Source organism: Pantoea sp. (assembly GCF_028283705.1).
Classification (GTDB): Bacteria; Pseudomonadota; Gammaproteobacteria; order Enterobacterales; family Enterobacteriaceae; genus Pantoea.
In genome coordinates, this window is sequence record NZ_JAPWKD010000014.1 from 120133 (window position 1) to 144205 (window position 24073).

At 49.3% G+C, this 24073-nt stretch carries 31 protein-coding genes and 2 pseudogenes; 19 read left to right on the top strand and 14 right to left on the bottom strand.

The features are described 5' to 3' along the window. Positions 1-67 precede the first annotated feature (67 nt). From PW844_RS12120 to PW844_RS12135, 4 genes are all read right to left on the bottom strand, one after another. Positions 68-1087, bottom strand: coding sequence for an aldo/keto reductase (locus PW844_RS12120; protein ID WP_299451865.1), 1020 nt, complete (start codon positions 1085-1087; stop codon positions 68-70). A 113-nt stretch (positions 1088-1200) separates the two neighbouring features. Next, entirely contained in the window at positions 1201-2109 is a 909-nt protein-coding gene (locus PW844_RS12125; RefSeq protein ID WP_299451866.1) for a LysR family transcriptional regulator, read from the bottom strand. Next, positions 2100-2390: a hypothetical protein gene (locus tag PW844_RS12130; RefSeq protein WP_299451868.1), complete on the bottom strand. Its 291-nt coding sequence runs from the start codon at positions 2388-2390 to the stop codon at positions 2100-2102. Before PW844_RS12130 ends, PW844_RS12125 begins: the two co-directional genes overlap by 10 nt. A gap of 65 nt (positions 2391-2455) precedes the next feature. Then, positions 2456-3136: a carboxymuconolactone decarboxylase family protein gene (locus PW844_RS12135; protein ID WP_299452040.1), complete on the bottom strand. Its 681-nt coding sequence runs from the start codon at positions 3134-3136 to the stop codon at positions 2456-2458. Positions 3137-3559: 423 nt separating this feature from the next. Between PW844_RS12135 and PW844_RS12140 the strand changes: the two genes are divergently transcribed. The 3 genes and pseudogenes from PW844_RS12140 to PW844_RS29440 form a co-directional block, all read left to right on the top strand. Next, a complete protein-coding gene (locus PW844_RS12140; RefSeq protein ID WP_299451869.1) occupies positions 3560-4453 on the top strand; it encodes a LysR family transcriptional regulator in 894 nt (297 codons plus the stop codon). An 89-nt stretch (positions 4454-4542) separates the two neighbouring features. Beyond that, entirely contained in the window at positions 4543-4743 is a 201-nt protein-coding gene (locus tag PW844_RS12145; protein ID WP_299451871.1) for a hypothetical protein, read from the top strand. Then, positions 4740-4865: pseudogene (locus tag PW844_RS29440) on the top strand (cupin domain-containing protein); the annotation flags it as partial. The gene PW844_RS12145 and the pseudogene PW844_RS29440, both read left to right, overlap by 4 nt. A gap of 94 nt (positions 4866-4959) precedes the next feature. Here the strand turns inward: PW844_RS29440 and PW844_RS12150 are convergent. From PW844_RS12150 to PW844_RS12180, 7 genes and pseudogenes are all read right to left on the bottom strand, one after another. Continuing rightward, positions 4960-5706, bottom strand: a complete 747-nt coding sequence (locus tag PW844_RS12150) for an SDR family oxidoreductase (RefSeq protein WP_299452043.1) — start codon at positions 5704-5706, stop codon at positions 4960-4962. Positions 5707-5860: 154 nt separating this feature from the next. Next, positions 5861-6220 (bottom strand): DUF1330 domain-containing protein, encoded by a 360-nt coding sequence (locus PW844_RS12155; protein ID WP_299451873.1) that lies wholly within the window; start codon positions 6218-6220, stop codon positions 5861-5863. A 65-nt stretch (positions 6221-6285) separates the two neighbouring features. Further along, positions 6286-7308: an aldo/keto reductase gene (locus tag PW844_RS12160; protein WP_299451875.1), complete on the bottom strand. Its 1023-nt coding sequence runs from the start codon at positions 7306-7308 to the stop codon at positions 6286-6288. Positions 7309-7333: 25 nt separating this feature from the next. Beyond that, the gene (locus tag PW844_RS12165; protein ID WP_084878981.1) at positions 7334-7630 is read right to left on the bottom strand and encodes a YciI family protein; all 297 of its coding nucleotides are present in this window, start codon (positions 7628-7630) and stop codon (positions 7334-7336) included. A 32-nt stretch (positions 7631-7662) separates the two neighbouring features. Further along, positions 7663-8220 carry an NAD(P)H-dependent oxidoreductase gene (locus PW844_RS12170; protein WP_299451877.1) on the bottom strand — a complete coding sequence of 186 codons (558 nt, stop codon included), beginning with the start codon at positions 8218-8220 and terminating at the stop codon, positions 7663-7665. A 160-nt stretch (positions 8221-8380) separates the two neighbouring features. Then, on the bottom strand, positions 8381-9328 hold the full coding sequence (locus tag PW844_RS12175) for an aldo/keto reductase (RefSeq protein ID WP_299451878.1): 948 nt from the start codon (positions 9326-9328) through the stop codon (positions 8381-8383). A gap of 4 nt (positions 9329-9332) precedes the next feature. Then, positions 9333-9641 (bottom strand): annotated as a pseudogene (locus tag PW844_RS12180) (type 1 glutamine amidotransferase domain-containing protein); the annotation flags it as partial. Between the two features lie 113 nt (positions 9642-9754). Here PW844_RS12180 and PW844_RS12185 point away from each other — a divergent pair. Then, complete coding sequence (locus PW844_RS12185; protein WP_299451880.1) at positions 9755-10651, top strand: LysR family transcriptional regulator; 897 nt, start codon at positions 9755-9757, stop codon at positions 10649-10651. 77 nt (positions 10652-10728) lie between these two features. Here PW844_RS12185 and PW844_RS12190 read toward each other — a convergent pair whose 3' ends face one another. Both PW844_RS12190 and PW844_RS12195 read right to left on the bottom strand, forming a co-directional pair. Then, positions 10729-10944 carry a YdgH/BhsA/McbA-like domain containing protein gene (locus PW844_RS12190; protein ID WP_299451863.1) on the bottom strand — a complete coding sequence of 72 codons (216 nt, stop codon included), beginning with the start codon at positions 10942-10944 and terminating at the stop codon, positions 10729-10731. A 200-nt stretch (positions 10945-11144) separates the two neighbouring features. Continuing rightward, positions 11145-11678: an AAA family ATPase gene (locus tag PW844_RS12195; protein WP_299451882.1), complete on the bottom strand. Its 534-nt coding sequence runs from the start codon at positions 11676-11678 to the stop codon at positions 11145-11147. Between the two features lie 208 nt (positions 11679-11886). On the opposite strand from PW844_RS12195, the gene PW844_RS12200 reads away from it, so the two are divergent. The 3 genes from PW844_RS12200 (at position 11887) to PW844_RS12210 (ending at position 12859) form a co-directional block, all read left to right on the top strand. Next, positions 11887-12099 (top strand): hypothetical protein, encoded by a 213-nt coding sequence (locus PW844_RS12200; RefSeq protein ID WP_299451883.1) that lies wholly within the window; start codon positions 11887-11889, stop codon positions 12097-12099. A 196-nt stretch (positions 12100-12295) separates the two neighbouring features. Then, a complete protein-coding gene (locus PW844_RS12205) occupies positions 12296-12505 on the top strand; it encodes a YdgH/BhsA/McbA-like domain containing protein (RefSeq protein ID WP_013508023.1) in 210 nt (69 codons plus the stop codon). A 138-nt stretch (positions 12506-12643) separates the two neighbouring features. Further along, positions 12644-12859, top strand: coding sequence for a YdgH/BhsA/McbA-like domain containing protein (locus PW844_RS12210; RefSeq protein WP_084878987.1), 216 nt, complete (start codon positions 12644-12646; stop codon positions 12857-12859). A gap of 64 nt (positions 12860-12923) precedes the next feature. Here PW844_RS12210 and PW844_RS12215 read toward each other — a convergent pair whose 3' ends face one another. Next, positions 12924-13355 (bottom strand): Rrf2 family transcriptional regulator, encoded by a 432-nt coding sequence (locus PW844_RS12215; protein ID WP_299451886.1) that lies wholly within the window; start codon positions 13353-13355, stop codon positions 12924-12926. Between the two features lie 153 nt (positions 13356-13508). Here PW844_RS12215 and PW844_RS12220 point away from each other — a divergent pair, with 153 nt between their 5' ends. The 12 genes from PW844_RS12220 (at position 13509) to PW844_RS12275 (ending at position 24058) form a co-directional block, all read left to right on the top strand. Beyond that, positions 13509-13886 carry a DUF1360 domain-containing protein gene (locus PW844_RS12220; protein ID WP_299451887.1) on the top strand — a complete coding sequence of 126 codons (378 nt, stop codon included), beginning with the start codon at positions 13509-13511 and terminating at the stop codon, positions 13884-13886. Between the two features lie 140 nt (positions 13887-14026). Further along, complete coding sequence (locus PW844_RS12225; RefSeq protein WP_299451889.1) at positions 14027-14644, top strand: TetR/AcrR family transcriptional regulator; 618 nt, start codon at positions 14027-14029, stop codon at positions 14642-14644. A gap of 95 nt (positions 14645-14739) precedes the next feature. Beyond that, complete coding sequence (locus tag PW844_RS12230) at positions 14740-15636, top strand: alpha/beta hydrolase (RefSeq protein WP_299451890.1); 897 nt, start codon at positions 14740-14742, stop codon at positions 15634-15636. A 407-nt stretch (positions 15637-16043) separates the two neighbouring features. Next, positions 16044-16871, top strand: a complete 828-nt coding sequence (nifH, locus tag PW844_RS12235; protein ID WP_084878990.1) for a nitrogenase iron protein — start codon at positions 16044-16046, stop codon at positions 16869-16871. 59 nt (positions 16872-16930) lie between these two features. Further along, a complete protein-coding gene (gene anfD, locus PW844_RS12240; RefSeq protein ID WP_299451893.1) occupies positions 16931-18502 on the top strand; it encodes a nitrogenase iron-iron protein, alpha chain in 1572 nt (523 codons plus the stop codon). Beyond that, entirely contained in the window at positions 18499-18843 is a 345-nt protein-coding gene (gene anfG / locus PW844_RS12245; protein WP_299451895.1) for a Fe-only nitrogenase subunit delta, read from the top strand. The genes anfD and anfG overlap by 4 nt, the downstream gene beginning before the upstream one ends. A 13-nt stretch (positions 18844-18856) precedes the next feature. Continuing rightward, positions 18857-20245: a Fe-only nitrogenase subunit beta gene (anfK, locus tag PW844_RS12250; RefSeq protein WP_299451896.1), complete on the top strand. Its 1389-nt coding sequence runs from the start codon at positions 18857-18859 to the stop codon at positions 20243-20245. Positions 20246-20281: 36 nt separating this feature from the next. Further along, a complete protein-coding gene (locus PW844_RS12255; protein ID WP_299451897.1) occupies positions 20282-20704 on the top strand; it encodes a hypothetical protein in 423 nt (140 codons plus the stop codon). Next, positions 20704-21198 carry a pyridoxamine 5'-phosphate oxidase family protein gene (locus PW844_RS12260; protein ID WP_299451898.1) on the top strand — a complete coding sequence of 165 codons (495 nt, stop codon included), beginning with the start codon at positions 20704-20706 and terminating at the stop codon, positions 21196-21198. Before PW844_RS12255 ends, PW844_RS12260 begins: the two co-directional genes overlap by 1 nt. A gap of 14 nt (positions 21199-21212) precedes the next feature. Beyond that, on the top strand, positions 21213-21821 hold the full coding sequence (locus PW844_RS12265) for a Fe-only nitrogenase accessory AnfO family protein (protein ID WP_299451899.1): 609 nt from the start codon (positions 21213-21215) through the stop codon (positions 21819-21821). Between the two features lie 249 nt (positions 21822-22070). Beyond that, positions 22071-23639 carry a sigma 54-interacting transcriptional regulator gene (locus tag PW844_RS12270; RefSeq protein WP_299451900.1) on the top strand — a complete coding sequence of 523 codons (1569 nt, stop codon included), beginning with the start codon at positions 22071-22073 and terminating at the stop codon, positions 23637-23639. Between the two features lie 188 nt (positions 23640-23827). Continuing rightward, positions 23828-24058, top strand: a complete 231-nt coding sequence (locus PW844_RS12275) for a hypothetical protein (protein ID WP_299451902.1) — start codon at positions 23828-23830, stop codon at positions 24056-24058. Positions 24059-24073: the final 15 nt, after the last annotated feature.

A 24073-nucleotide genomic window follows, 5' to 3' on the forward strand; every position in this document is an offset into this window, starting at 1 on the left:
CCTGTTAACTTAATTAATTCCCGTAACAATGAAGTACGGGAATCAATAAAATGTTAATCCCTGAAAGTTAAACCGGGGAGAGCATGAGCGGCTGATCTGACAGTGGCGGAATAATGCCATCGACAGGATGTGGCACATAAGGTGCCTCCAGCGCAGCAATTTCTTCATCAGATAGCGAAAAGTTCAGTGCGCCAAGAGCGGTTGAAAGATGGTCTGGTTTTGTTGCGCCAATAATCGGGGATGTGATTGCTGATTTTGAAAGCAACCAGGCCAGCGCGACATGGGCGCGCGGCACACCATGATAGGTTGCGATACGCGTGACGACTTCGACGACCTGCCGGTCATGTTCTGCGGTGTTCTGATACATCTTAAGCGCAAAAGCATCGTTCTGGGTACGGAGCGTTGCTTCGCCCCAGTCTCTGGTGAGCCTGCCACGCGCCATTGGACTCCAGGGAATAACACCGACACCCTGGTCTTCACACAACGGCAGCATCTCGCGTTCTTCTTCCCGGTAGAGCAGGTTATATTGCGGTTGCATGGAAATGAATCGTGTCCAGCCGTGGCGTTCAGCGACGTATTGCATTTTGGAAAAACGCCATGCTTCCATTGATGAAGCACCGATATAGCGGGCTTTACCAGCCTTCACAATATCATGTAAGGCCTCCATGGTTTCTTCGACAGGCGTACTATGATCGAAGCGATGGATCTGGAATAAATCGACATAATCCATACCCAGGCGAGTGAGGCTGTTGTCAATTGACTGCATCAGTGATTTCCGCGAAAGAAAGCCAGCATTGGGTGAGTTTTTCCAGGGAAAGAACGCTTTGGTCGCCACAACTATCTCATCACGTCGCGCCATGTCGTTAAGCGCTCGGCCGACAATTTCTTCTGAACTGCCGCCGGAATAGATATTCGCCGTATCAAAAAAATTAATTCCGGCCTCCAGCGCCTGACGGAAAAAAGGGCGTGACGCTTCTTCATCAAGTGACCAGGCCTGTGGCAGACGATTGGGTTCTCCATAACTCATACACCCCAGACAAAGTCGTGAAACCTTCAGACCGCTGCGTCCAAGATTGATATATTGCATAGATGGTCTCCTGAGAAAATATCATCGCTTAATGATTTTTATCATAATTTCTCAGGCACCATGAAACCAGCTATGCTTATTTAACGTCGTGCTGAGTTTTTCTCATCAATCAATTACAAGCCGAGCGGCTGAATTTTTCGTATTAAATCGATTAATAGTCTCAGACCTGTTGGTAACTGGCGGCGACTGGAGTAGTAGATATGAAAACCGGAACCCATTGAGGCCCAATCGGTAAGCACCAGTCGCAGGCTGCCTTCTTTGACGTATTTAGCAATTAACGGCTCAGGGTAATACATCAGGCCCACGCCTTTCAGTACCGCGACAAGCCCGGTCTCAGCCTGATCTACCGTGATTAGCGGCGGTACTTTAATCGCCAGCGATTCGTCGCCCCGGTCGAATTCCCACCGATAGATGCGGTTGTCGCCCAACCGGTTACTGACACACCGATGTTTGTCGAGATCATTCGGGTGCAGGGGAGTCCCAAAACGATCGAGATATTCCGGAGAACCCGCCACCACCCAGCGGATATCAGCGGATAAGCGTTGGGCAATCATATCTTCCGGGATTGTGCCGCCGTAACGGATTCCGGCATCAAATCCTTCTTCCGTCATATCCACGATGCGGTTGGTGGCCACAATATCCAGTTCAACGTCAGGATAGAGGTCGACAAAATCAGGCAGTATCGGGGCCAGCAATAACGTCGACGCTTCAACAGCGACATTCAGGCGAATACGACCAGCAGGCGTGTCACGGAATAAATTAAGTTTCTCCAGTGCCGAATCGATTGTCTCAATGGGTGATTGCACCGTCTGTGCTAAGGTTTTTCCCGCTTCTGTCAGTGTGACGCTTTTTGTCGTTCTGTTCAGGAGACGAACACCCAGGCGAGCTTCAAACCCTTTCAGGGCATGGCTGAGTGCAGATGCGCTGACGCCCAGTTCAATGGCGGCCCGGCTGAAGCTTTGGTGCCGCGCGATGGCGCAAAAGTAGATTAAATCTGCCATATCGGCTCGGTTCATTTGCATAGTGGCGACTCAAAATGTGTGTTCTGGCAAATTATGAATGCAATCACCGCTGTTCCCAGAGACAGGCAAGCGGCCAGAATCAGGCTGATATGGAAACCCGGTATAAAAGACACGGATTGCGCAAGGATGGCACCAAATACGGCAATCGCCATCCCGCATGCTATTGATGCCAGCACAAAAAGGGATAGTCCGCCACCAAGGGCCATGCGCGCACCGATCAAATCACACAGCGAACCAGCAATAAGAAGCAGTGCGGCAAACGCGAGGGTATAGCTGTCCACAATCCACTGGAGATCGGTAATACTTGCCTTCAGTGCCGCCCTTGACTAGGCACCGTGCATCGATTCTATTTTCCAGCAACCGTCGCAAGGTGTTTCTCCAGCGCTTCGCGTGCGCGTTGTGCGGATTGTTCATCGACACGTTCCGCCAGTACCTGGGTCAGATGGCGTAACTGGTCTGCAGATAAACCGGTATTCATGCCGATCCGCATATGGGCCTGTATCTGAGCATCGACACCCTGAAGGGCAGACAACATGCTTATCGTCGCCAATTCACGGCTTTGCCAGTCGAGGTTATCCCGCTCAAAAATATCACCAAATAAATGTGTTCTGAGGTATTGGTTAATCGTTGGTGCAAAGTCGAACAGTGGTCCCTGGACAGGGGCACCAGACAAGCATGTCTGATTGTGGGTACCAGCCTCAAGCAATGCGCTTCCTTCGGGAATAGCCCGCGTCGGTTCATTACCTGGAACATCCTCAATTCCTTGCTGTTTACGTTTTTCCAGTACCTTCATCATCTCGCCAAGAGCATTCAGGCTGCGCGGAAAACCCGCGTAGGCATAGAGTTGAATCAAAACCTCTTTTACTTCATTGACTGTCAGGCCAGCATCCAGGCTTTCGCCCAGCGCGGTATTAAGTTTGTCTATGGTGCCTGCTGCACCGAATGCCGCCACTGGAATAATGGCTTGCTGGCGAGCAGACAAAATATCGGTTTTCACTTGCGTCGGGGAATTATCAGAACTTTGCATTGACTTTTTCTCACTAATGTCAGGGGCTGCATCGCTAAAAGCAGATGTCAAACCAAGAAGTGTAACGATGGCGAAATTTTTAGCGCGGTGATAATTAAAAAGGGAAGCGTTTAACATCGGATTAATTCTCCGTTATTAAATTGCATGACCAGACGATGTAATAAAATAGTGATGCCGCTAATTCTTTTCAGAAATAACAATAAGCTGAGGGGGTGAAAATCCAGCTAAATAGGTTTTGCCTGAATAGTGGAGGGACTATACCTGCAAACAAGGCATTTGATAAGCAACGATAAATTGAAAGTGTTATGAGAATTACTCATTAATCATGCTGCAAAATGTTAAGACTCCGATCGAATCCTGGTGTCAAGTAGAATGGTATCGCGGTTAAAAGTTTTGCCATCTGAACAAGTGAAAGGGGTCTTTTTGGCACGAGAAAATTTGAACGATCTTACGGCTTTTATTGTTGTCGCACGTTTGCAGAACTTCACTAAAGCTGCCGCGCAGCTTGGTATATCGCAATCCGCGTTGAGCCATAGCCTGCGAACGCTTGAAAGCCGGCTTGGTGTGAAACTTCTTACCCGAACAACACGCAGTGTCTCACTCACGACAGTCGGTGAGACGATGCTGAATGATATCGGGCCATACATCGATGGCATTCAGGATAAATTGCTGTCCCTGAAGGATTTGAGTAATCAACCCGCAGGCTGCATTCGTATATCAACATCGGATTACGCCATTAATACCCTGATTTGGCCCAAAGTTGGTCAGTTTTTACGCGATTACCCGGAAATTCAGCTGGAACTTATTGATGACTATACGCTGACTGATATTGTCTCTGGCCGTTTTGATGCAGGAATCCGCTTTGGGGAACAAATCGCCAATGGGATGGTATCCGTTAAGATTGGGCCAGATGTTCGTTTTGCTGTTGTCGGTGCGCCGGAATACTTTGCGAATCATGATAAACCGCAACAGCCTAACGACCTGCTCAAACACAGCTGTATCAATTTACGCTTTCCAACCCATGGGAATTTGTATGCGTGGGAATTTGAGAAAGAAGGTAAGGGGATTAATGTTAAAGTGCAGGGGCAACTCATATTTAGCCGGATCTACCAAATATTAAATGCTGCTATTGAAGGCTATGGCCTGGCTTATGTCCCACGGGATATTGCCCAGCAATATCTCGATTCAGGGGCGCTGATCAGCGTGCTTGACGACTGGTGTCCTTACTGGGATGGCTATTATATCTATTATCCAGGACGCAGACAGCCTTCAAAAGCCTTTAGTTTACTGCTTGATGCATTGCGGTTTTATAAATAATGACATTGAAAAGACCTGCCTGGTGAAATATCTATTTTTAATTTAAATCGTGAGTGTTGACCTTTTTATTCAATAACCTTATGGAGTTTATGATGCTTAAGAACAAAACTGCTGCATTTTCACTATCATTAGGCTTGTTGTTTTCGTTATCGGCACTGGCCAATGAGATGCCAGCGATGACGATTTCTAAAAGTGGCAGCCGTGATTTTATTCAGAGACCACAGGAAAACTTCACCGGCCGGGTATGGGTCGATCCCCTGTTCAGGCCTGCTGCTCCTCAGCGTACGTAAGGCACTGGCATGGCGCAACGTCAACAACCAGCGTTTCCCATATCGCTATTCAGGAAACCAGCAACGAAGGAACCAATGTTAACTGGCTGGAAAAAGTGGGAGACGAACAATATCTCCAGTGAGAGCGTGTATTCACCCGTCATCAGTCACTGGATGGGTTCAGCCACCAAAGGCGTGACTGCACAGGTCAGACACGCCTTGAACCGGTGAGGGTAATTAGAGTTCCTGGCTGGTGGGGCGATAAAGGATTTCGTTAATATCCACTTCCGCAGGCTGACAGATCGCAAATTCAACAACGCGTGCAAAAGAATCCGCGCCTACGGCATGCTGTTGGTAGAAATCACGGATACCCTGGCCAATGTCTTTTTCCGTAATATGATCGGTCAGTTCGGTTGCAACGGCGCCGGGCGAAATAATGGTGGTGCGCAGATTCCATGCTTTCACTTCAGAGCGCAGCCCTTCGCTGATAGCCCGGACGGCATGTTTGGTAGCGCAATACACTGAACCCGCTGGCGTCACTTTATGGCCTGCAACGGATGAGACATTAATGATGTGGCCGCTTTTTTGCGCCTGCATATAAGGCAGCGCGGCAGCGATGCCATATAGTGTCCCTTTTAAGTTCACATCAATCATATTGTCCCATTCATCCGTTTTCAGGCTGTCGAGGCGTGATTGCTGCATCAGCCCGGCGTTATTGAGCAACACATCAATACGACCAAACTTATCAACCGCTGCCTTAAGCAAGGCTTCAACCTGTGCTTTACGCGTCACATCCGTGGCGACGGCGATGGCGATACCACCTTGTTTTTCAATATCGGCAACCAGTGATTGAAGGCGCTCTGCACGGCGGGCACCCAAAACAAGAATGGCACCCAGCTTACTCAGGTGGCGTGCAGTACATTCGCCCAGGCCACTGCTGGCACCAGTGATAACAACCACTTTATTTTTAATACCGTTACTCATTGGTCTATCTCCGTAATCTGGATAATGAAATGGTATCGCCACCATCAATATATTTGGAATGCCATTTCTCAGGATAGTGTTATGAGTAATTATCACAAATGAATGAAATAATAATGATGAACAATGAGTGATTAATAGAGGCGGATATTTATGCTTAATCAGGCTGTCCTTCGACAATATAAGTACGTGAATTACCTGAGCGATGACGGATCGGAATAATTTTCTGATACCCTGCAGAATTGTACCAGTCCTGTGCCTGTTTTAAGCTGTCAAATTTGATGATAACCAGTCGCCCCTGTGCACCGAAGCCTTCTTTGACATCCAGCACTCCGCCACGAACAATAAAGCGTCCGCTATAAGGTTTAAACGTCGATTCAACCTGTTCGCTATAGGGTTTGATTCCTTGCGGATCCGTGGCCTGAAATTCAGCAACATAATAAGCAGGGCGACTCGCCATGGCGTGAGCTGTCATGGACGCCATCACCAGAGCAGACAACATTATTTTTTTTAACATGCGGTATTCTCTTGTTAAGTGAATAAATAATTATCGATTAATTTATGCATGATTCAGAGGCGATATCAGCGCGTCCACACCTGTTTATTGTCTTTAGTCTGAGGCGTATTTTGTGCCATGATGCCGGAAAGGTTATGTGGCAAATAACATTCCTCAAGGAAGATGATTTCTTCTTCGCTCAGGGCGAGCTCCACCGCTTTTACTGCACCCTCTATATGGTGCTTTTTCGTTGCGCCCACTACAGGGGCAGTCACTTTTGTTAATAACCATGCGAGAGAAATTTCCGTCATTGAGATATGATGACGGGCGGCAAGTTCAGCCACGCGGTCAATGATTATCTGGTCTTGCCCGGCGGTTTTATCGTATTTGCCTTTCGCATAATCATCTTTAGTTGCTCGCTGGGTTTGTACGTCGCTTTGGCGGGAAAGGCGTCCGCTCGCCAATGCGCTGTAAGGCGTCATGGCGATATTGTCTTCATGGCATAATCCAGACAGTTCGCGCTCGTCTTCACGCATAATCAGGTTGTAATGACTTTGCACCGAAACGAACGGGGTCAGACCCTCGCGTTCAGCCAGCGCATTTGCTTTGGCGAGCTGCCAGGCATAACAATTGGAAATGCCAATGGCACGGACTTTCCCAGTGCGGACGGCACGATCCAGGGCTTCCAGCACTTCCAGAACCGGCGTGTTATAGTCCCAGATATGGTAGATATAGAGATCGACATAATCCATGCCGAGATTGTGCAGGCTGGTATCGAGTGATTGGGCGATAGCCTGCTGGCCGCTTATCCCGTCGGCAATTTGTTTTTTTGTCCGTGGCAGGAATTTGGTGGCAACCACCACTTCATCGCGTTTAGCCATATCGCGCAGGGCTTTGCCGACATAACGTTCACTCGAACCCAGTTGATAGGCAATGGCGGTATCATAAAAATTGATGCCGTTTTCTAGACCATATCGAATGATATCGCGGCTTTCGGTTTCTCCCAGTGTCCAGTTATGCTGTCCAATGGTGGGATCACCAAAGCCCATACATCCCATACAGATACGGGAGACCATCAGGTCGCTATTACCAAGTTTGGTATATTGCATTGCATAATCTCCGACATTTCTTTCGTTACGCTAGCTGAAATTTCTCCAGATCGGATGAAATCATTTTCGGGATAAATTCACGGATTTCATAATTGGCCAGATCGGGATAATAAGAATCCTCGCTGAGAATAGTCTCCAGCTCACTGTGGCTTTCAGTGCTGGCAATGATAATACCCGCACGTTCCCGATCAGCATAAGGGCCGATCATAACGAACTTGCCTGCATCGAAATATTTTTTAAACCAGGCGGCGTGTTGCGGAAAAAGACTTTCGTGCTGTTCTGCACTGATCTCTGCATTAACAGTTATATTGATGATGTACATTTTATTCCACCATGTAATGGATGTTTATTAATTCAGGCAGCCATGCTTTTGATGAAGCTAATCAAACGCGAGGCATGTTCTTTTGCAACAATCATCTGCTCAGCCGTTTTAGCTTCGTCACGGCCAGCGTAACTGATGCCACAGGTATAAATCGGAGTTTGCAGCTCAAGATTGCACAACGCGGCCGTGGTTTTGAACTGAATTAAATAATCCTCAAGATCATGCCCGAAAAAGCCTTCAGGTGAGTACAGTGACTGTGGAGCTCCCGTGGTAAATGACAGGATGAGTTTTTTACCATTAAGTTGCGCCGTTGAACCATGGGCAAAACCGTGAAGAAATACCTGATCAATCCATAATTTCATTAAACCGGGGACTGAATACCAGGAAAAAGGAAATTGCCAGACGATCACATCTGCTTTTAACAACGCGGCCTGTTCTGCAGCGACATTAATCTGATAACCCGGATAAAGTGTATCCAGATAGCGAATTTCCACTCCGGGCAGGGCAGCGGCAACTTCTTTCAGGATAGTGGCATTCCCGACAGACTGCGCCAGGTCCGGGTGACCGGAAATAATTAACACATTTTGCATTTTTGATTCTTAACAATGAGTTGGTTGAATGGTGTCCAGTATAGGTCGGGTGTGTTCTGTTTTTTAGAGCATCAATAGCTTAAAGACTATTAGCCACTGGCTAATAATCTTTTTACTTAAACTGGCGTCTGTAATACCCGGCCGATGGCATGAGAAAGCGTTAAATCATCGGTTTTTCCCACGAACCACGCGTATCTACGCCGGTCGCAGCCGCAAGCCGCTCAAGCGTGGAGACCTCCTCGGCAGTCAGATGGAGTGATGCTGCTTTTGCTGCGTCGAGGACATGATGGACTTTGGTTGCTCCGATGATTGGCAATGTTCCTTTGAAAATTGCCCAGGCTATTGCCACCTGTGCAGCATTGGCTTCCCGGGTTTCGCCGATGGTCTGCATTGCCGCGGTTAATTTTTCCAACTGCGGTAATATCTTGTTGTAGGTCTCGGCACGGCCACTACCGGAAGGCATAGGGTTGCGGGTATTGTACCGGCCACTCAGGGCACCCTGTTCCAGCACCATATAGGAAAAGAAGGTAATGCCATTCTGGTTACAGTAATCAAGAATTCCCGCATCTTCAGATGAACGATAAAGCAGACTGTAATGATTTTGTACGGCAGACACGGCGAATCCTGCTGCCTTAAGGATGTCATTAGCGCGCATGATTTGTGCCAGACTGTGGTTGGATACACCAACGCGTTGGACCTTGCCACTTTTTAGTGGCGGAATAAGCCCGGGAGTCCATTTTTCAACATCTGCAGGATTATGAATCCAGTAAATGTCGATATCCGCTACGCCAAGGCGCGTTAAGCTTTTGTTCAGCATATCTTCGACGGGATTTATTGCCTGTTGATCCACAATCTGCGGTGTGAATTTTGTCGATAATACGATTTGCTCACGCGGATATTGGCGTACGAGTTTCCCCAGTGCATCCTCAGAACTGCCCATGCCGTATACGGCGGCGGTATCCCATAAATTCAACCCTTCCTGCATTGCTGATTCAAATACGACTTTCATTTGATCGTCAGTCAGGTGGTTGCCAAATACGGTATCGCCTCCGGCAAATCCCGTGCCCCAGGACCGGGTACCTAACGCAATTTTTGGTAATTTTTTCATTTCGCTATTCTCTCTCGAATAAGAAGAGTGCCTGTGATACAGCGGCCCCCACTCCGTGAGCGGAAGTTGTATTTTGCCCGGTGATTAAACGTCCACCGATAATAATATTTTCAGACCAGTTTGGTGACGGGTGATGTTTTGCACCATGTTCAACCAAAGCGTTTTCAAGCAGGAACGGAACGATATCGTTACCTTGAACTTCGTCTTCTTCCCGGTTTGTAAAAGCCGTAACGCTTTTACCGTTCACAAGGTATTCACCGTTACCCAGTTTGACGTCTACCAGGGCTGCCGGTCCGTGACAAACCGCTGACACGTTAGTCACGGGAAGTATAAATTCGCTTTTCCCATAAGATTAGGTCATCCTTGACTCAAAGATTTTTAGCCTGCAGTTAATAATGGTCAGGTGCATTGCATCAGGATGAAGTAATGAACAACGTGATTTATAGCCAGATACGTATTTTCCAGAGCATTGCCCGGGAGGGCAGCATTTCCGCAGCGGCGAGGAAGTTGGGTATCACGCCGCCATCGGTAAGTAAGGCGTTGAAGTTGCTGGAACAATATACGGGGCATCCGTTGTTCATTCGCACCACTCGCCGCATCGAATTGACCGATGCGGGCCAGCAGCTATTGCAGCAGACGTCACAGGCCGTCGAATCACTGGAAACGGCGCTGGAAAATGTTCGGGACCTTAATCAGGTGCCATCCGGACTGGTACGAATCACCCTCTCACGATTTGCGTATGTGCTTATTCTCAAACCCTTTATGGCTGAGTTCTGCCAGTGTTATCCAGAAATACAGCTTGAGATATCCGTGTATGACGGGACGATCAACATCATTGATGAGAAGTATGATTTGGGGATTCGATTTGGCGACATCCTTGATGGGGGCGTGGTTGCCCGCCAGTTGATGAAACCTTTCCGTGAAGGCTTGTACGCTTCGGACGCATATCTTAAGGAATATGGTATGCCGCAAGTCCCTGCAGATCTTCAGCTGCATAAATTGATAGGGTATCGGTTTATCACCAATAACCGTATTCTGCCGCTGATTCTGGAAGAAAAGGGCGAGCAATTAACGGTGGAAATGCCGTTTCAGTTAATGAGCAACGATATTGATGTTATGGCAGATGGAATACGTAATGGCCTCGGGATTGGCAGAATTTTCGAACCCGTATATGAACTGCTCTCTGATAAAGAAAAATTCGTACCGGTGATGAAACCTTTTTGGAGAACCTATCCGCCCGTGTATTTGTATTACCTGAAAAGCGCAGGGAAAACAAAAAGAATCAAAGTGCTGGTCGATTTTCTCTTAAAGAAAATGCATTGAGGCGAGGAATCAAAGCTTCAAACAAAAAAAGGTCGCCCCGGGCGACCTCCTCTGATACTTCTTCTAACAACTCGCTGTTATTTGTACAGTTCAGCAGTCATATGCACGAAGTTATTGTTGCTGGCTTCGGTGATTTTATAATGTGCGCCCTGTTGTGCTGCCTGAGCAGCGATTTGCGCTTCAGCACCATCCAGAGTTAAGTCAGAAGCAGTGACGCTCTGAGCGAAGCTACCGAATGACATCAGAGAAAGAGTGGCGACAGCGGCGATAGACATTGCTTTGATAGTTTTCATGGTCATTTCCTTAGTTTGTTTGGGTGGGAGACTGTGTGCCTCCGATGGGGATAATGATAACCATGGTTACTATTGCAATATTATCAATAAATGCTGCAATTGTTAACATGCTAACTATTGCGGTGATAGGCAACGTCGATTGGCAGCATTAAGGCTGGATGCCATGCGGGGAAACTCCGTTCAGACTTTCCACATCATATTTATAGCTTCCAGTGCTTAAAATATTCTTTAACGTTTTCTGGCGTCGCCAGTAACAACTTTGGCAGCGGGATCTGTTCGTACATTTTTTTGTAGCTTTTTCGGTTTCCGGGAGTGACTAAGGTGATGTGTTTTATCATGTCCCATTTGACATGTTCCCTGCCAATTTTAAGACCACCTACTCTCGGCTTTGCTGAGTAACATCTGTGGATGTAGCGCAGCAGACTAATATGGGTTGGCAAATCAAGCAGAATAAAACCCGTCGCGCGTTCGAGGCGCTCCGGAATACATTTTTTGTAGTTACCATCCATAACCCATTTTTCCTGACTGATTGCATCAGAATGCAGGCGCAGAAACTCTGCATTGTCTCGTGGTACCCAGTTTGAATCAGGCATGTGATGAAGCCTGTCAAGGTGAATGGCGGGCAAGGATGTTTTGCGTGCTATTGCCTCAGCAAGCGTGGACTTTCCGCTGTTTGATGGCCCCATGATACATATGCGTGGGCCGAGCGCTTCTAATGGAATGATTGTATTCATACGTTAACCTCAGGCATTTCCATATGATTTTCTGAGAAATTGAAGACGCTATCGTTGATTTTCGTGCGCGGGATGAGGCCGACTGGTGTTCTCCAGTTCCGGTATCATTTGAACAATAGCAGATGCAGTCAATAACGAATTAGATTTTTTTCTTATTGAAACATGAATTTATAAGGGTAGTAACTGACACGGACTCGCATGATCAACTATGCTGGCAGAAAAGATAAGTGAGGAAAGTATGAGAGACTTGCTTGAGCTGATTGCAGATTTTTTTATCTACTGGCCGACGGGTAAGAAAGATAAAACCTTAAAGAAAAAGAGGACGTCAGAACTGCAACATCGCCCGGTTTGTAAGATCGTACGGACTGAGTTTACCGGCGAGAACGTTAAGAAGCAGGGAGATTCAGCAAAGAATCGATGATCGTCACAGCCGTTATATCGTCCCCAATTGAATGATACGGAAGTATCGGGGCCAATTTCCCGATTAATTTTCATTCAGTTTTTTTGAATCATTTCAGCAAATCCCTCAGCTTTTACTCGCCGGCCTACAGGTCTATTCTCTCTCACATCGGGGCACAACGCTCCACCCACTAAAAATTATCTCTGAGGAATTGACCATGAAATCTATCAAAACTTTCGTTGCAGTTGCGGCCCTGTCACTGGTTTCTTTCGGCAGCTTCGCACAGAGCATCACCGCTTCCGCTTCAACCCTGGATGGCGCAGAAGCCAAAATCGCCGCTCAGGCTAAACAGGCCGGTGCCTCTTACAAAATCACCGGTGCACGTGTGGATAACGGTGCTTACCTGTCAGCGGAACTGACTAAATAAACGGTTAACGCGGGAAGTAATGATTAGCCAGATCACAATGATCGCACTAATTATCAAGAAAGAAACAATAACTATGGTTATTATTATTTCCATCGAAGGCGCACAGCCTTCTAAACAGACAAATTAAGGATTAAGACCATGAAAACTATCAAAGCAATGTCCATCGCCGCTGTCGCTGCTCTTTCACTGATGTCATTTGGCAGCTTTGCTCAGAGCATCTCCGTAACCTCTTCAACTCTGGACGGTGCGGAAGCGAAAATCGCCGCTCAGGCAGCACAGCAGGGCGCGCAGTACAAAATTACCGAAGCGAACACCAATAACCGTGTTCACATGACCGCAGAACTGTACAAATAACGGATGGTCGTACAGGGAAGTGCCGGAAAAGGTCGCCGCAAGGCGGCCTTTTTCGTATGTTTGACTACAGGTCTTCAGGGCAGTGACATTTGAAACCTACTCTCAGGTCTTCAAGGCTAATTTCAGAGAAACGATCCAGGAGTAGTTGCTCAGCCTCATCCAGCACATTGCCCAGCGCCTGATTAACCGAAGCTTCAACCGCGCATTCCGGGTTTTCATCCCCTCCGCCGATGGCAAAAAGATGCTTAGCGCCCACCGCACGATAGATATCAAGCAGGCTGATACCCTTGAGATCACCGGCAATACGCCAGCCGCCGTGGTGGCCTTTTACCGCAGAGACAAAACCCGCATCGCGTAACCCAGCCAAAGTGCGTCTTACCACTGCGCTGTTCGTTCCAAGCATCATGGCAATTTGTTCCGAGGTATACACTTTGTCGTGACACGCCATGTGCAGTAAAACGTGCAGTGTCCGGGAAAGCTTGTTGTCCTGACGCATTTCATTTCTTCTCTCCGATTACATTCATGTATCTTACAATGTTACATGAGATTGACAACGGCAAATATCATGTGATTTTATAAGTTACATGAAAGGGCCGCAGCGTGATGTTCGCGGAAAAAATAGAAACCGTTGATGTAAAAGGAACCAGTCATGACTCCCGAGTTATCTTCAAATATCTCAACCTGCCTGATGATTGCCCTGGCATCTGCCAGTCTGTCGATGACAATTACCCAAACCGAACTTTTTGCACCGTTACGGGCATGGACAGCACGAAAAAATGGCATGCTGGGCCATCTTTTTAGTTGTTTTTACTGCATGAGCCACTGGATGGTTGCGGCGGGTATGTTGTTCTATCGGCCCACACTTTTGCATAGTGACATCGGCCTGGTCGACTGGCTGGTGACCGCTTTTGTCGTGCTGACAGTCGCTACATTTATCAATGGGTTATTGTTTAAAGTTTTTCAGACTGCGGTTCGCACTCATGTGATGAAACATGAAGCACAACAAACACTGAACTCACACAAGTAGAGGTATCATTTCGTTCTTCCGGCAGCTCCTTTTGCGATCTCAAACTGCATTATTCGAGCAACAAACAAAGCATCTTTTCTTGACAGCCAGACCACGCGCAGCTAAAAAGGAAGTGATCATTTCCTAAATGTGGATTAGCGATGAAATCACTTTCCCATGCAGATACTGCTCAACCCTCCCGGGGGCGGCCACGGGTTTTTGACGAAGAGAAATTTCTTGACGGGGCTATTACGCTCTTTCGCAGCCGGGGATTTAGCGGCGTCAGTATCACTGACATTACCGCAGCCACGGGCCTCACGACGGGTAGCATTTACAAAGCCTATCAGGATAAAGAAGGTGTCTTCGCCAGGGCTTTGGAACGCTATGTGTCACTTCGTGAAGAGAGCCTGAAATTACGGCTTGAAAAGGCTGCTAACGGCAAAGCCAAAATTGCGGAACTGCTGCGAGATTATGCTGAGCTTAGCCAGGGAAGAGACGGCAAACTGGGTTGTATGGTGGTTGCCGGTGTCACTCATATCGACCAGCTTGGCGCCGTTGCCGGTAATTTAGAAGGTCAACTTGCCAGGCGCAAGGCTGCCCTTGAGGCCCTGATTGAACTGGGTAAACAGGATGGTTCCGTCGCTATGACAACTAACGTGCATGCTGCTGCTGAAGTGATCCTGGCGTTACTGCAAGGGATGCGTGTGATTGGCAAGGCCTCGACTTTGACCAATGATGGCGACGGCTTCGTGGCTCAGGCACTAAAGCTACTGGAGTAAGTCCTGTTGATGTTCGTCATTGTTGCCATCCTTGCCGGAGCGATGTTGCCGCTCTGCTGCTGGCTGGCAGTGTGCTTTTACTGTAGGAGTCCGTTATGTCTGGTTTCATACCCCCTGATGCGCCCGATGGTTTTAGCCATCATTTTATCCGTGTAGAGGGTCTGCGTTTTCATTATGTTTCTGGTGGACGCCAGGATGGGATTCCGCTGGTATTACTGGCGGGGTTCCCCGAGAGCTGGTTTGCCTGGCGTCATGTGATGCCATATCTGGCAGACAAATATCGGATTGTGGCTGTCGATTTACCAGGACAAGGTGACACAGACAAACCCCTTTCCGGTTACGACACCAGAACGGTAGCCACGCGGCTGCATCGCTTCGTCTCTGCGTTAAACTTAGGCTCTTACTTCCTGGCCGCACATGATGTAGGTGCTTGGGTCGCCTTTCCCTACGCGATGATGTTCGGCGAGGAAATACGGGCTCTCACCTTGATGGATGCGGGTATTCCAGGGGTATCGTTACCGGACAAACTGCCGTCGTCTTCCGACAAATCATGGAAGACCTGGCACTTTTCCTTCCATGCTGTAGCAGACCTTCCGGAAGCGTTGCTCGCAGGACGTGAGCGTATTTATCTGGAATGGTTTTTTCGCGAAAAAACGGCCAATCCTGGTTGTTATGGCGAAGCCGAAATTACGGAGTATGAACGTTTGCTCAAAGCACCGGGTGGATTGCGCGCTGGACTTGAGTTTTACCGGGCGCTCTCTTTATCAGCGACACAGAACGCTGAACTTGCCAGAGAGCGACGCCTGACGATGCCGGTGCTGGGGCTGTCAGCTGACCAGGGGGCCATTCCTGATGTGGCTGCAACTCTGAGAGCATTTGGGGATGATATTCATAGTCAGCAGATTGTGGATTGTGGTCATTTTCAGCCAGAGGAGCAACCCGAAGCCGTTGCCAGCGCCCTGAAACGTTTTTTTGACCAATACAGGAATTGAATCGCTACGGATGAGCCAGAAGCCTCGCTGCTATTTTGGCTCAGCATTGGGGAAGTTGGCCTGTTCCAGAAATGCAAAGGAATGACAGGAAGAATGATGCAAACCACGTAGTCATGCGACTTTTCAGCAACAAATGCTTCTGCTCTCCCAGACTGAACGAAACTAGCGTGCGATTTTTACCATCACGTATCTTTTTTTACCGGAATGTTCGCAGATGCACGTTTCCTGTCATCTTATTCTTTCTCCCTGCCCGCCTAAAAAATAATTAATCCAATAAATATAAATAACTTACAACGTAACAATACCATTTTTTATATGCTAATTAAAAACTGGTCCCTGCTTTGCATTTTCCTCTTGTACATGACTATACGGGCTTTTCTTAATTTTTCTTATCAAGAGGAAGCATCATGACACGCAAGCTGGCTATTTACGGCAAAGGAGGGATCGGTAAATCGACGACGACGCAGAATACCGCCGCCGCACTTGCCTGGTTCCACGGTAAAAAAGTATTTATTCATGGTTGTGACCCAAAAGCAGATTCCACCCGTCTTATTCTCGGTGGCAAGCCACAGGAAACGCTGATGGATGTGCTTCGCGATCAAGGGGCCGAAAAAATCACCAATGAAATGGTGGTGAAAACCGGCGTATTTAATATTCGCTGCGTTGAATCAGGCGGTCCGGAGCCAGGCGTCGGTTGTGCCGGTCGAGGTGTCATTACCGCAATTGATTTGATGGAGGATAATAAAGCCTATACCGACGATCTCGATTTTATTTTCTTTGATGTGCTGGGCGATGTGGTATGTGGCGGGTTCGCAATGCCGATTCGTGACGGTAAAGCGCAGGAAGTTTATATCGTAGCATCGGGCGAAATGATGGCGATTTATGCGGCGAATAATATCTGCAAAGGGCTGGTGAAATATGCCAAACAAAGCGGAGTACGCTTAGGTGGCATTATCTGTAATAGCCGCAACGTAGACGGTGAGAAGGAGTTTCTGGAAGAGTTCACCGCCGCTATCGGCACCAAAATGCTCCACTTTGTACCGCGCGACAACATCGTCCAGAAGGCGGAATTCAACAAGAAAACCGTGACCGAATTCGACCCGAATGCCAACCAGGCGCAGGAATACCGGGAGTTAGGGCGCAAGATTATCGAGAACGAAGATCTGGTCATCCCGCGCCCCCTGACGATGGATCAACTGGAAAAAATGGTCGTCAAATACGGTTTTATGGATTGATGCCCGCTCACTAACTCTGGTCGATATATTTATCATCACTCCCGGAAGAGGGATTCACTATGCCTTATCATGAGTTTGAATGCAGTAAATGTATTCCGGAACGAAAACAACATGCGGTCGTTAAAGGCCCGGATGAAGATATAACCTCTGCACTACCATTGGGGTATTTAAATACCATTCCGGGAACCATTTCTGAACGGGGATGCGCCTATTGTGGTGCAAAACACGTTATCGGTACGCCGATGAAGGATGTTATTCATATCAGTCATGGACCGGTCGGTTGTACTTATGACACCTGGCAGACGAAACGTTATATCAGCGATAACGATAACTTTCAGCTGAAGTATACCTTTGCCACCGACATGAAAGAGAAACACATCGTATTCGGTGCGGAGAAGGTTTTGAAGAATAATATTATCGAAGCGTTTGATGCACATCCCAATATCAAGAGAATGACCATTTATCAGACCTGTGCCTCTGCTCTGATTGGTGATGATATCGCTGCCATTGCGCAGGAGGTGATGGATGAGCGTCCTGATGTTGATATTTTCGTCTGTAATTCACCAGGCTTTGCTGGTCCAAGCCAGTCCGGTGGACACCACAAAATCAATATTGCCTGGGTGAATCAAAAAGTTGGCACGGTAGAACCGACGATCACCAGCGATTATGTCATCAACTATGTGGGTGAATATAATATCCAGGGCGATCAGGAAGTGATGGTCGATTATTTCAAACGGATGGGAATCCAGGTGCTGTCCACCTTTACCGGCAACGGTTCCTATGATGATCTGCGTGCGATGCACAAAGCACATTTGAATGTACTGGAGTGCGCCCGTTCAGCGGAATATATCTGCAACGAATTGCGCGTGCGCTATGGCATTCCACGTCTGGATATTGACGGCTTTGGCTTTGGTCCGCTGGCAGATTCCCTGCGCAAAATTGGCCTGTTCTTCGGTATTGAAGACCGCGCCCAGGCGATTATTGATGAGGAGGTAGCCCGCTGGAAACCTGAGCTGGATTGGTACAAAGCGCGGCTGAAAGGCAAGAAAGTGTGTTTGTGGCCGGGGGGGGCCAAGTTGTGGCACTGGGCACACGTTATTCACGCCGAAATGGGTGTCGAAGTGGTATCGGTTTATACCAAGTTCGGCCATCAGGGGGATATGGAGAAGGGCATTGCCCGTTGTGAAGCCGGTGCACTGGCGATCGACGATCCCAATGAGCTTGAGTCGCTGGAAGCCATGTACAAACTCAAACCGGATGTCATTTTCACCGGTAAACGCCCGGGCGAAGTGGCGAAAAAAATCCGCGTGCCCTATCTCAACGCCCATGCTTACCACAACGGACCCTACAAAGGGTTTGAAGGCTGGGTGCGCTTTGCACGCGATATCTATAACGCTATCTATTCCCCCATTCATCAACTGGCGAAGCTGGATATCAGCCAGGATGAAATCCCCACCCAGCAGGGTTTTGCCACTGCCCGCATGTTGTCAGACGTCAGCCTGAGCGATGAGATACGTCATCACGACACCTGGCGCGAATACACCGGCGGCTACGACAGCGTCAGCAAATTACGCGAGCGTGAGTATCCCGATTTTTCCGGCGCGACACCAAATCAACAGGAGGCGGTATGACACAGGATGAACAGGTGGAACTGATGGTGGATTACATCATGAAACATTGCCTGTGGCAGTTTCACTCCCGCAACTGGGATCGGGAAAAACAGAATGCCGGGATTTTGGGCAAAACACGGCAGCTGCTCTGTGATGAGCCGGTTGAGTTGGGCACACCTGCCGATCGCTGCTACTGGGTGGATGCGGTGGTGCTCGCCGATGCGTACCGTACCCGTTTTGCCTGGCTGCAGGCGATGAGCAACGAAGCGATAACGACATTGATGACGGCGCTGCACCAGCGCCTTGATTACCTGACAATCACCGGTTCGCTTAATGCCGAACTGACGGATAAGCGTTATTAAAGGGGGGTTGACTATGTCTTGTGAATTGAAAGCGAAAGACCGCACTGGGGTGATCAACCCCATCTTTACCTGCCAGCCTGCGGGTGCGCAGTACGTCAGTATCGGCATCAAAGATTGTATTGGTATCGTCCATGGCGGTCAGGGCTGCGTGATGTTTGTCCGCCTGCTCATTTCTCAGCATCTGAAAGAGAGTTTTGAAATTGCGTCGTCGTCGGTACATGAAGACGGGGCGGTGTTTGGTGCATTGGATCGCGTAGAACAGGCGGTCGATGTGCTGCTGATGCGCTATCCCCACGTTAAGGTTATCCCGATCATTACCACCTGCTCGACTGAGGTCATCGGTGATGACGTTGACGGCGTAGTCCGCAAACTCAACGAAGGATTGTTGCAGGAGAAGTATGCCGGGCGCGAAGTACACCTGATCCCGATCCACACCCCGAGTTTTGTCGGCAGTATGATCAGTGGCTACGATGTGGCGGTGCGCGATATCGTCAAATATTTTGCGCGTAAAGGGGAGCCCAACGGCAAAATTAATCTGATCACCGGCTGGGTGAATCCTGGCGATGTGACGGCGCTGAAGCACCTGTTGCAGGCCATGGATATTGATGCCACGGTGTTATTTGAAATCGAAGATTTCGACTCACCGCTGATGCCGTCCGGCAATACGGTGTCGCACGGTAACACCACCATTGCTGATCTGGTCGATACCGCCAACGCCAGCGCGACCCTTGCCCTTAATCGTTATGAAGGGGCGAAAGCGGCGCGCTATCTGGAAGAATCCTTCCAGGTCCCGGCGATGGTCGGCCCCACGCCTATTGGCATCCGCAATACCGATACCTTCCTGCATAACCTGAAAAAGTTAACCGGTAAGCCGATCCCACCGTCGCTGGTGCGTGAGCGTGGTATTGCGGTTGATGCGCTGACCGACCTGGTCCATATGTTCCTTGCCGATAAAAAGGTCGCAATTTATGGCAACCCGGATCTGGTGGTGGGGCTGGCGGAGTTTTGTCTCGATCTGGAAATGAAACCGGTATTGCTGCTGCTGGGTGACGATAACGCCACCTATAAAAGTGATCCACGTATTCAGGCGTTGCAACAACAGGTGGATTACAGGATGGAAATCATCACTAACGCTGACCTGTGGGAGATGGAAAAGCGTATTACTGACGGCGAGCTGGAGCTGGATTTGATCCTCGGTCATTCCAAAGGGCGCTTTACCGCGATTGATAACCAAATTCCGATGGTGCGTGTTGGTTTCCCCACTTATGACCGTGCCGGGCATTACCGGCACCCGGTGGTGGGCTATGCCGGGGCGATTTGGCTGGCGGAGCAGATGGCAAACACCCTGTTTACCGATATGGAATACAAGAAAAACAAAGAGTGGATCCTGAATGTCTGGTAACCCGCTACCCCCGGCTTCTAATCACAGGATAACGCTATGACTCAGTTATTGTTCGAAAGTGATGAACAACGCTTTACCCGTTGTTACGAACATGCGTTTGGCTACCATCGTCGCGCCCGGTTGTTGGTGCAGCAGTCCCGTTCACCCAGTCTGGTGTTTAACGTTGCTGCCATTGCGGTGGAGTGCTACCTGATTGCGCTTTGTTCGTTGCATGGTGAAATGCCGTTCAACCATAACTACCGCAGCCTGCTTGCCAGCGCAGAGGAAAAAAGTACCTTTAGCGAGACGCTGCGCAGCAACATTCTGGCACTGGATACGATTTTTGGTATCTGCTCGGTGGATGACTACCACCATGGAACGCCAGATGAAGATGACAAACTCCGCATTCTGGCGGTGTGTGATGAGCTGGATGCGCTGATTAATCGCGAACGGCACGATGCCACCTGGAGGACGCAGTGATGAGCAGCACACCATTAGCCCATCCGCACGGTGCAATGCGACGCGAAGAGCGGGAGATTACCGATCCAGCGCAGATAGACGCGGTTTTGCAGGAGGGGCGCGTGATGTATATCGCCCTGGCCTGCGAGGATATGCCGTTTTTGCTACCGGTGTTTTATGTCTGGGATGGCACAGCACTATGGTTTCACTCGGCACGTAGCGGCAGCAAGATCGACATGATGAAACGTAACGCCAATATCTGTTTTGCCGTCTCCAGCTATGGCGGAATCATCGAGGATCTACTGGCATGTAATTTTGAGGCGCGGCATCGCACAGTGATTGGTCTGGGTAAAACCCATTTTGTCGATGATGACAGCGAAAAAGTGACCATGCTGCACCGGTTGATGGCGCGTTTTAGCGATAAAACCTTCACCTTCCCAGCCGCTAACCTGACAGCGACGCAGGTCATCCGCATCGATATTACTTCGCTGAAAGGTAAACAACACGGCTATTGAATCCGGGGGAGACCATGAAAATTGCCGTTTTTCTCAATGAGCAGGGTGTTATCGCAGCGCTAACCGAACCCGGTACGGTGATGCTGTACACCCGCGAAAACCAGCACTGGCGTATCTGTCGAGAGATGCCATTTACCCTTGCCGGGACGACATCGCTGGCGGAGATCCGCCAGCACACGCTGGCAATGCTGGCGCTGATGCCGGAGTGCCGCCATTTTATTGCCCGGGAGATCCATGGCGCGCTACTCGCCTGGTTTGATGGCTCGGGACTTACCATGTGGCAATCTGCGGGTACGCCCGAGGTCGCGCTAAACCTCATCGCGCAGCAGCAGCCAGCGCCCCCTGAGCCGGTAGCGCAGTTGCCTCAGGCGTTTGTACATGCGGGACCCAATCCGGGAGAATTTCATGTCGATCTGATTGCTGCCTTGCGCTGTGGCGGCAGTCATACCTCAAAGCAATTGCTGGTGCCGCTGATGCAACAGGAAAGTTTCACGCGCCTGGAAATTCGCTGCGACCATGTGCCGAAGTGGTTCGACCGTCTCGCTGAGTACCAGCTGTTTGTGGTCAGCGACTGTGCACCTGATGGAAATTTGCAGGTGGTGGTCAGCAAAAAGGTTCCCTGAGGTACGAAATACGACATCACTGTTCCAAGAGGAACAACGTTTGCGCTTAGGTGGAACGCATTATTATTTTTTATGTTTATTTATCAAACCGTTATGTATCGCGTTTTTTTATCTGACATGGCGCTGATTTTGCACCATCAGGCAAATGCGGTGATGCCGTAACCGCCTACCTTGCCGCTGTTCGCCCTTGTGCCTGATGTCAGATTTACCGGGAGAAACGTGATGCGCCATGAGAAAAGAGGCCTTGCTATGAGTAGCAGGTTGCCGCCAGTGTTGTCATTCAGTTGTCGTCTGGGAGAATGTCGCTCCGAATTAATGCCGTTGTTGTCGGAAGTGAGCAACGTGGTGAGCGCCGGTGGAAGCTTATCGCGCACGTTAAAGCTCGTGCTGGAATTGATGCAAAAACACATGCAGGTGATTCGGGGCATGATCACTTTATACGATGCCAACAACAATCAGATTTATATCCATGAAAGCTACGGGTTATCACCCGAGGAGGCAGAGAAGGGCGTGTATGCGCTGGGGGAAGGGGTCACCGGCAAAGTCATCGAGACCCGCCAGCCGATTATTGTGTCGCATATTGCTGACGATCCGCTGTTTTTAAATCGCACCGGCAGTTGGGATAAACAGCGCGACGGGCAGCATTCCTTTATCTGCGTGCCGATCATTCGTGGCTCAAAAGTCATGGGTACGATCGGTATCGAGCGGATATACAATAATACCCAGCTGCGTTTTCTTGATTTAGAAGTCCTGCGCGTGATTGCTGCCATTATTGCTCAGGCGGTTGAATTGCACCTGCTGGAACGCGCGCACCAAAAAATCACCCAGGCACACAGCTCGCTGCTGGCCAATGGCCAGTTCAAGCCGGATAACATCATCGGCAACTCGCGGGCGATGCAGTCCGTGTATCGCATGATGGCGAAGGTGAGCCATGCGCGCACCACGGTGCTGATTCTGGGGGAGAGCGGCGTAGGCAAGGAGCGCGTTGCGACGGCCATTCATCAAAACAGCCCCTGTGCCGGAGGGCCATTCATCAAGTTTAACTGCGCCTCGCTGCCGGAAAGTGTGATTGAATCTGAGCTGTTCGGTCATGAGAAGGGGGCCTTTACCGGTGCCATCTCGCGTCGAGCCGGGCGTTTTGAAGAAGCGGATGGGGGCACCATTTTTCTCGATGAAATCGGGGAATTGTCTCCTTCTGCGCAGTCTAAGCTGCTGCGGGTCATACAGGAACGAAGTTTTGAACGGGTAGGCAGCAACGAGACCTTACGCGTGAATGTGCGCATTCTTGCCGCCACGCACCGCGATCTTCATGAAATGGTGGTACAGGGAACATTTCGGGAAGATCTCTATTATCGACTGAACGTGTTTCCTATCACCATTCCCCCGCTGCGCGAACGTGGCAACGATATCCTGATTCTGGCGGATTACTTCAATGCCTGCTTTTCCCGTGAACAGGGCGTGGATCTCCCCGCCATCGCGACACCGGCATTGAATATGCTGCTTAATTACGAATGGCCGGGGAATGTTCGTGAGCTGGAGAATGTTATGGAACGGGCAGTGTTATTAGCGGATGAAGGCATTATTCACAGCTACCATTTGCCGATTAATCTGCAGCCGATCATTGAGCATCTTACCGAGCAAGAAGGACTGGAAGCACGCCTGGCGCAGGTGGAATATGACCTGATTGTGGATGCAATGACGACCTTTCAGGGCAACGTTTCCCGCGCAGCGGCACATCTGAATATCACCCGGCGAGCGCTGGGACTGAGGCTGGATAAATATCAGCTCAACTACAAATCTTATCGCGGCAGAGTGTGATAATGATTACTACACACTTCAGCGCCGTCTGATGCTCAGTTACCGCCATTTCGATAATCCCGGTTATCTCTCACGCGTTTCCTCACTGGATAAAGCTATTGCCACTAAGGTGTTCGTGCGGTGGCATCGCGCGTTTACAACCCGAAAAATCTGGTGATTTACACCGTACTGCCGCAAGAGACGAAATCATGAAGAAGAAGCTGGCCACGGTGTGGCAACTCAGCCGGGCACCCGTCTTTTGCTCCCACAGAGAGCCTATATTGGACAGGGTAAATTGCGTGAGGTTCTTTGCTATCCGTAACAGCCCGATCCTGACTCGGAAAAGCTGGCCCGATATCTCATCACTGATGGCTTACCGGTATCTGCAGGAAAACAGCCACGTTATTGTTGGCGCGCTGGTGGATGGTGCTGCTGGATAATCTCAGGAGCGCAGA

Coding starts and splice junctions, on each gene's coding strand:
- PW844_RS12120 (WP_299451865.1), bottom strand. CDS start 1,087: ATGCAATATATCAATCTTGGACGCAGCGGTCTGAAGGTTTCACGACTT.
- PW844_RS12125 (WP_299451866.1), bottom strand. CDS start 2,109: ATGCAAATGAACCGAGCCGATATGGCAGATTTAATCTACTTTTGCGCC.
- PW844_RS12135 (WP_299452040.1), bottom strand. CDS start 3,136: ATGCAAAGTTCTGATAATTCCCCGACGCAAGTGAAAACCGATATTTTG.
- PW844_RS12145 (WP_299451871.1), top strand. CDS start 4,543: ATGATGCTTAAGAACAAAACTGCTGCATTTTCACTATCATTAGGCTTG.
- PW844_RS12150 (WP_299452043.1), bottom strand. CDS start 5,706: ATGAGTAACGGTATTAAAAATAAAGTGGTTGTTATCACTGGTGCCAGC.
- PW844_RS12155 (WP_299451873.1), bottom strand. CDS start 6,220: ATGTTAAAAAAAATAATGTTGTCTGCTCTGGTGATGGCGTCCATGACA.
- PW844_RS12160 (WP_299451875.1), bottom strand. CDS start 7,308: ATGCAATATACCAAACTTGGTAATAGCGACCTGATGGTCTCCCGTATC.
- PW844_RS12165 (WP_084878981.1), bottom strand. CDS start 7,630: ATGTACATCATCAATATAACTGTTAATGCAGAGATCAGTGCAGAACAG.
- PW844_RS12170 (WP_299451877.1), bottom strand. CDS start 8,220: ATGCAAAATGTGTTAATTATTTCCGGTCACCCGGACCTGGCGCAGTCT.
- PW844_RS12175 (WP_299451878.1), bottom strand. CDS start 9,328: ATGAAAAAATTACCAAAAATTGCGTTAGGTACCCGGTCCTGGGGCACG.
- PW844_RS12185 (WP_299451880.1), top strand. CDS start 9,755: ATGAACAACGTGATTTATAGCCAGATACGTATTTTCCAGAGCATTGCC.
- PW844_RS12190 (WP_299451863.1), bottom strand. CDS start 10,944: ATGAAAACTATCAAAGCAATGTCTATCGCCGCTGTCGCCACTCTTTCT.
- PW844_RS12195 (WP_299451882.1), bottom strand. CDS start 11,678: ATGAATACAATCATTCCATTAGAAGCGCTCGGCCCACGCATATGTATC.
- PW844_RS12200 (WP_299451883.1), top strand. CDS start 11,887: ATGCTGGCAGAAAAGATAAGTGAGGAAAGTATGAGAGACTTGCTTGAG.
- PW844_RS12205 (WP_013508023.1), top strand. CDS start 12,296: ATGAAATCTATCAAAACTTTCGTTGCAGTTGCGGCCCTGTCACTGGTT.
- PW844_RS12210 (WP_084878987.1), top strand. CDS start 12,644: ATGAAAACTATCAAAGCAATGTCCATCGCCGCTGTCGCTGCTCTTTCA.
- PW844_RS12215 (WP_299451886.1), bottom strand. CDS start 13,355: ATGCGTCAGGACAACAAGCTTTCCCGGACACTGCACGTTTTACTGCAC.
- PW844_RS12220 (WP_299451887.1), top strand. CDS start 13,509: ATGACTCCCGAGTTATCTTCAAATATCTCAACCTGCCTGATGATTGCC.
- PW844_RS12225 (WP_299451889.1), top strand. CDS start 14,027: ATGAAATCACTTTCCCATGCAGATACTGCTCAACCCTCCCGGGGGCGG.
- PW844_RS12230 (WP_299451890.1), top strand. CDS start 14,740: ATGTCTGGTTTCATACCCCCTGATGCGCCCGATGGTTTTAGCCATCAT.
- nifH (WP_084878990.1), top strand. CDS start 16,044: ATGACACGCAAGCTGGCTATTTACGGCAAAGGAGGGATCGGTAAATCG.
- anfD (WP_299451893.1), top strand. CDS start 16,931: ATGCCTTATCATGAGTTTGAATGCAGTAAATGTATTCCGGAACGAAAA.
- anfG (WP_299451895.1), top strand. CDS start 18,499: ATGACACAGGATGAACAGGTGGAACTGATGGTGGATTACATCATGAAA.
- anfK (WP_299451896.1), top strand. CDS start 18,857: ATGTCTTGTGAATTGAAAGCGAAAGACCGCACTGGGGTGATCAACCCC.
- PW844_RS12255 (WP_299451897.1), top strand. CDS start 20,282: ATGACTCAGTTATTGTTCGAAAGTGATGAACAACGCTTTACCCGTTGT.
- PW844_RS12260 (WP_299451898.1), top strand. CDS start 20,704: ATGAGCAGCACACCATTAGCCCATCCGCACGGTGCAATGCGACGCGAA.
- PW844_RS12265 (WP_299451899.1), top strand. CDS start 21,213: ATGAAAATTGCCGTTTTTCTCAATGAGCAGGGTGTTATCGCAGCGCTA.
- PW844_RS12270 (WP_299451900.1), top strand. CDS start 22,071: ATGAGTAGCAGGTTGCCGCCAGTGTTGTCATTCAGTTGTCGTCTGGGA.
- PW844_RS12275 (WP_299451902.1), top strand. CDS start 23,828: ATGAAGAAGAAGCTGGCCACGGTGTGGCAACTCAGCCGGGCACCCGTC.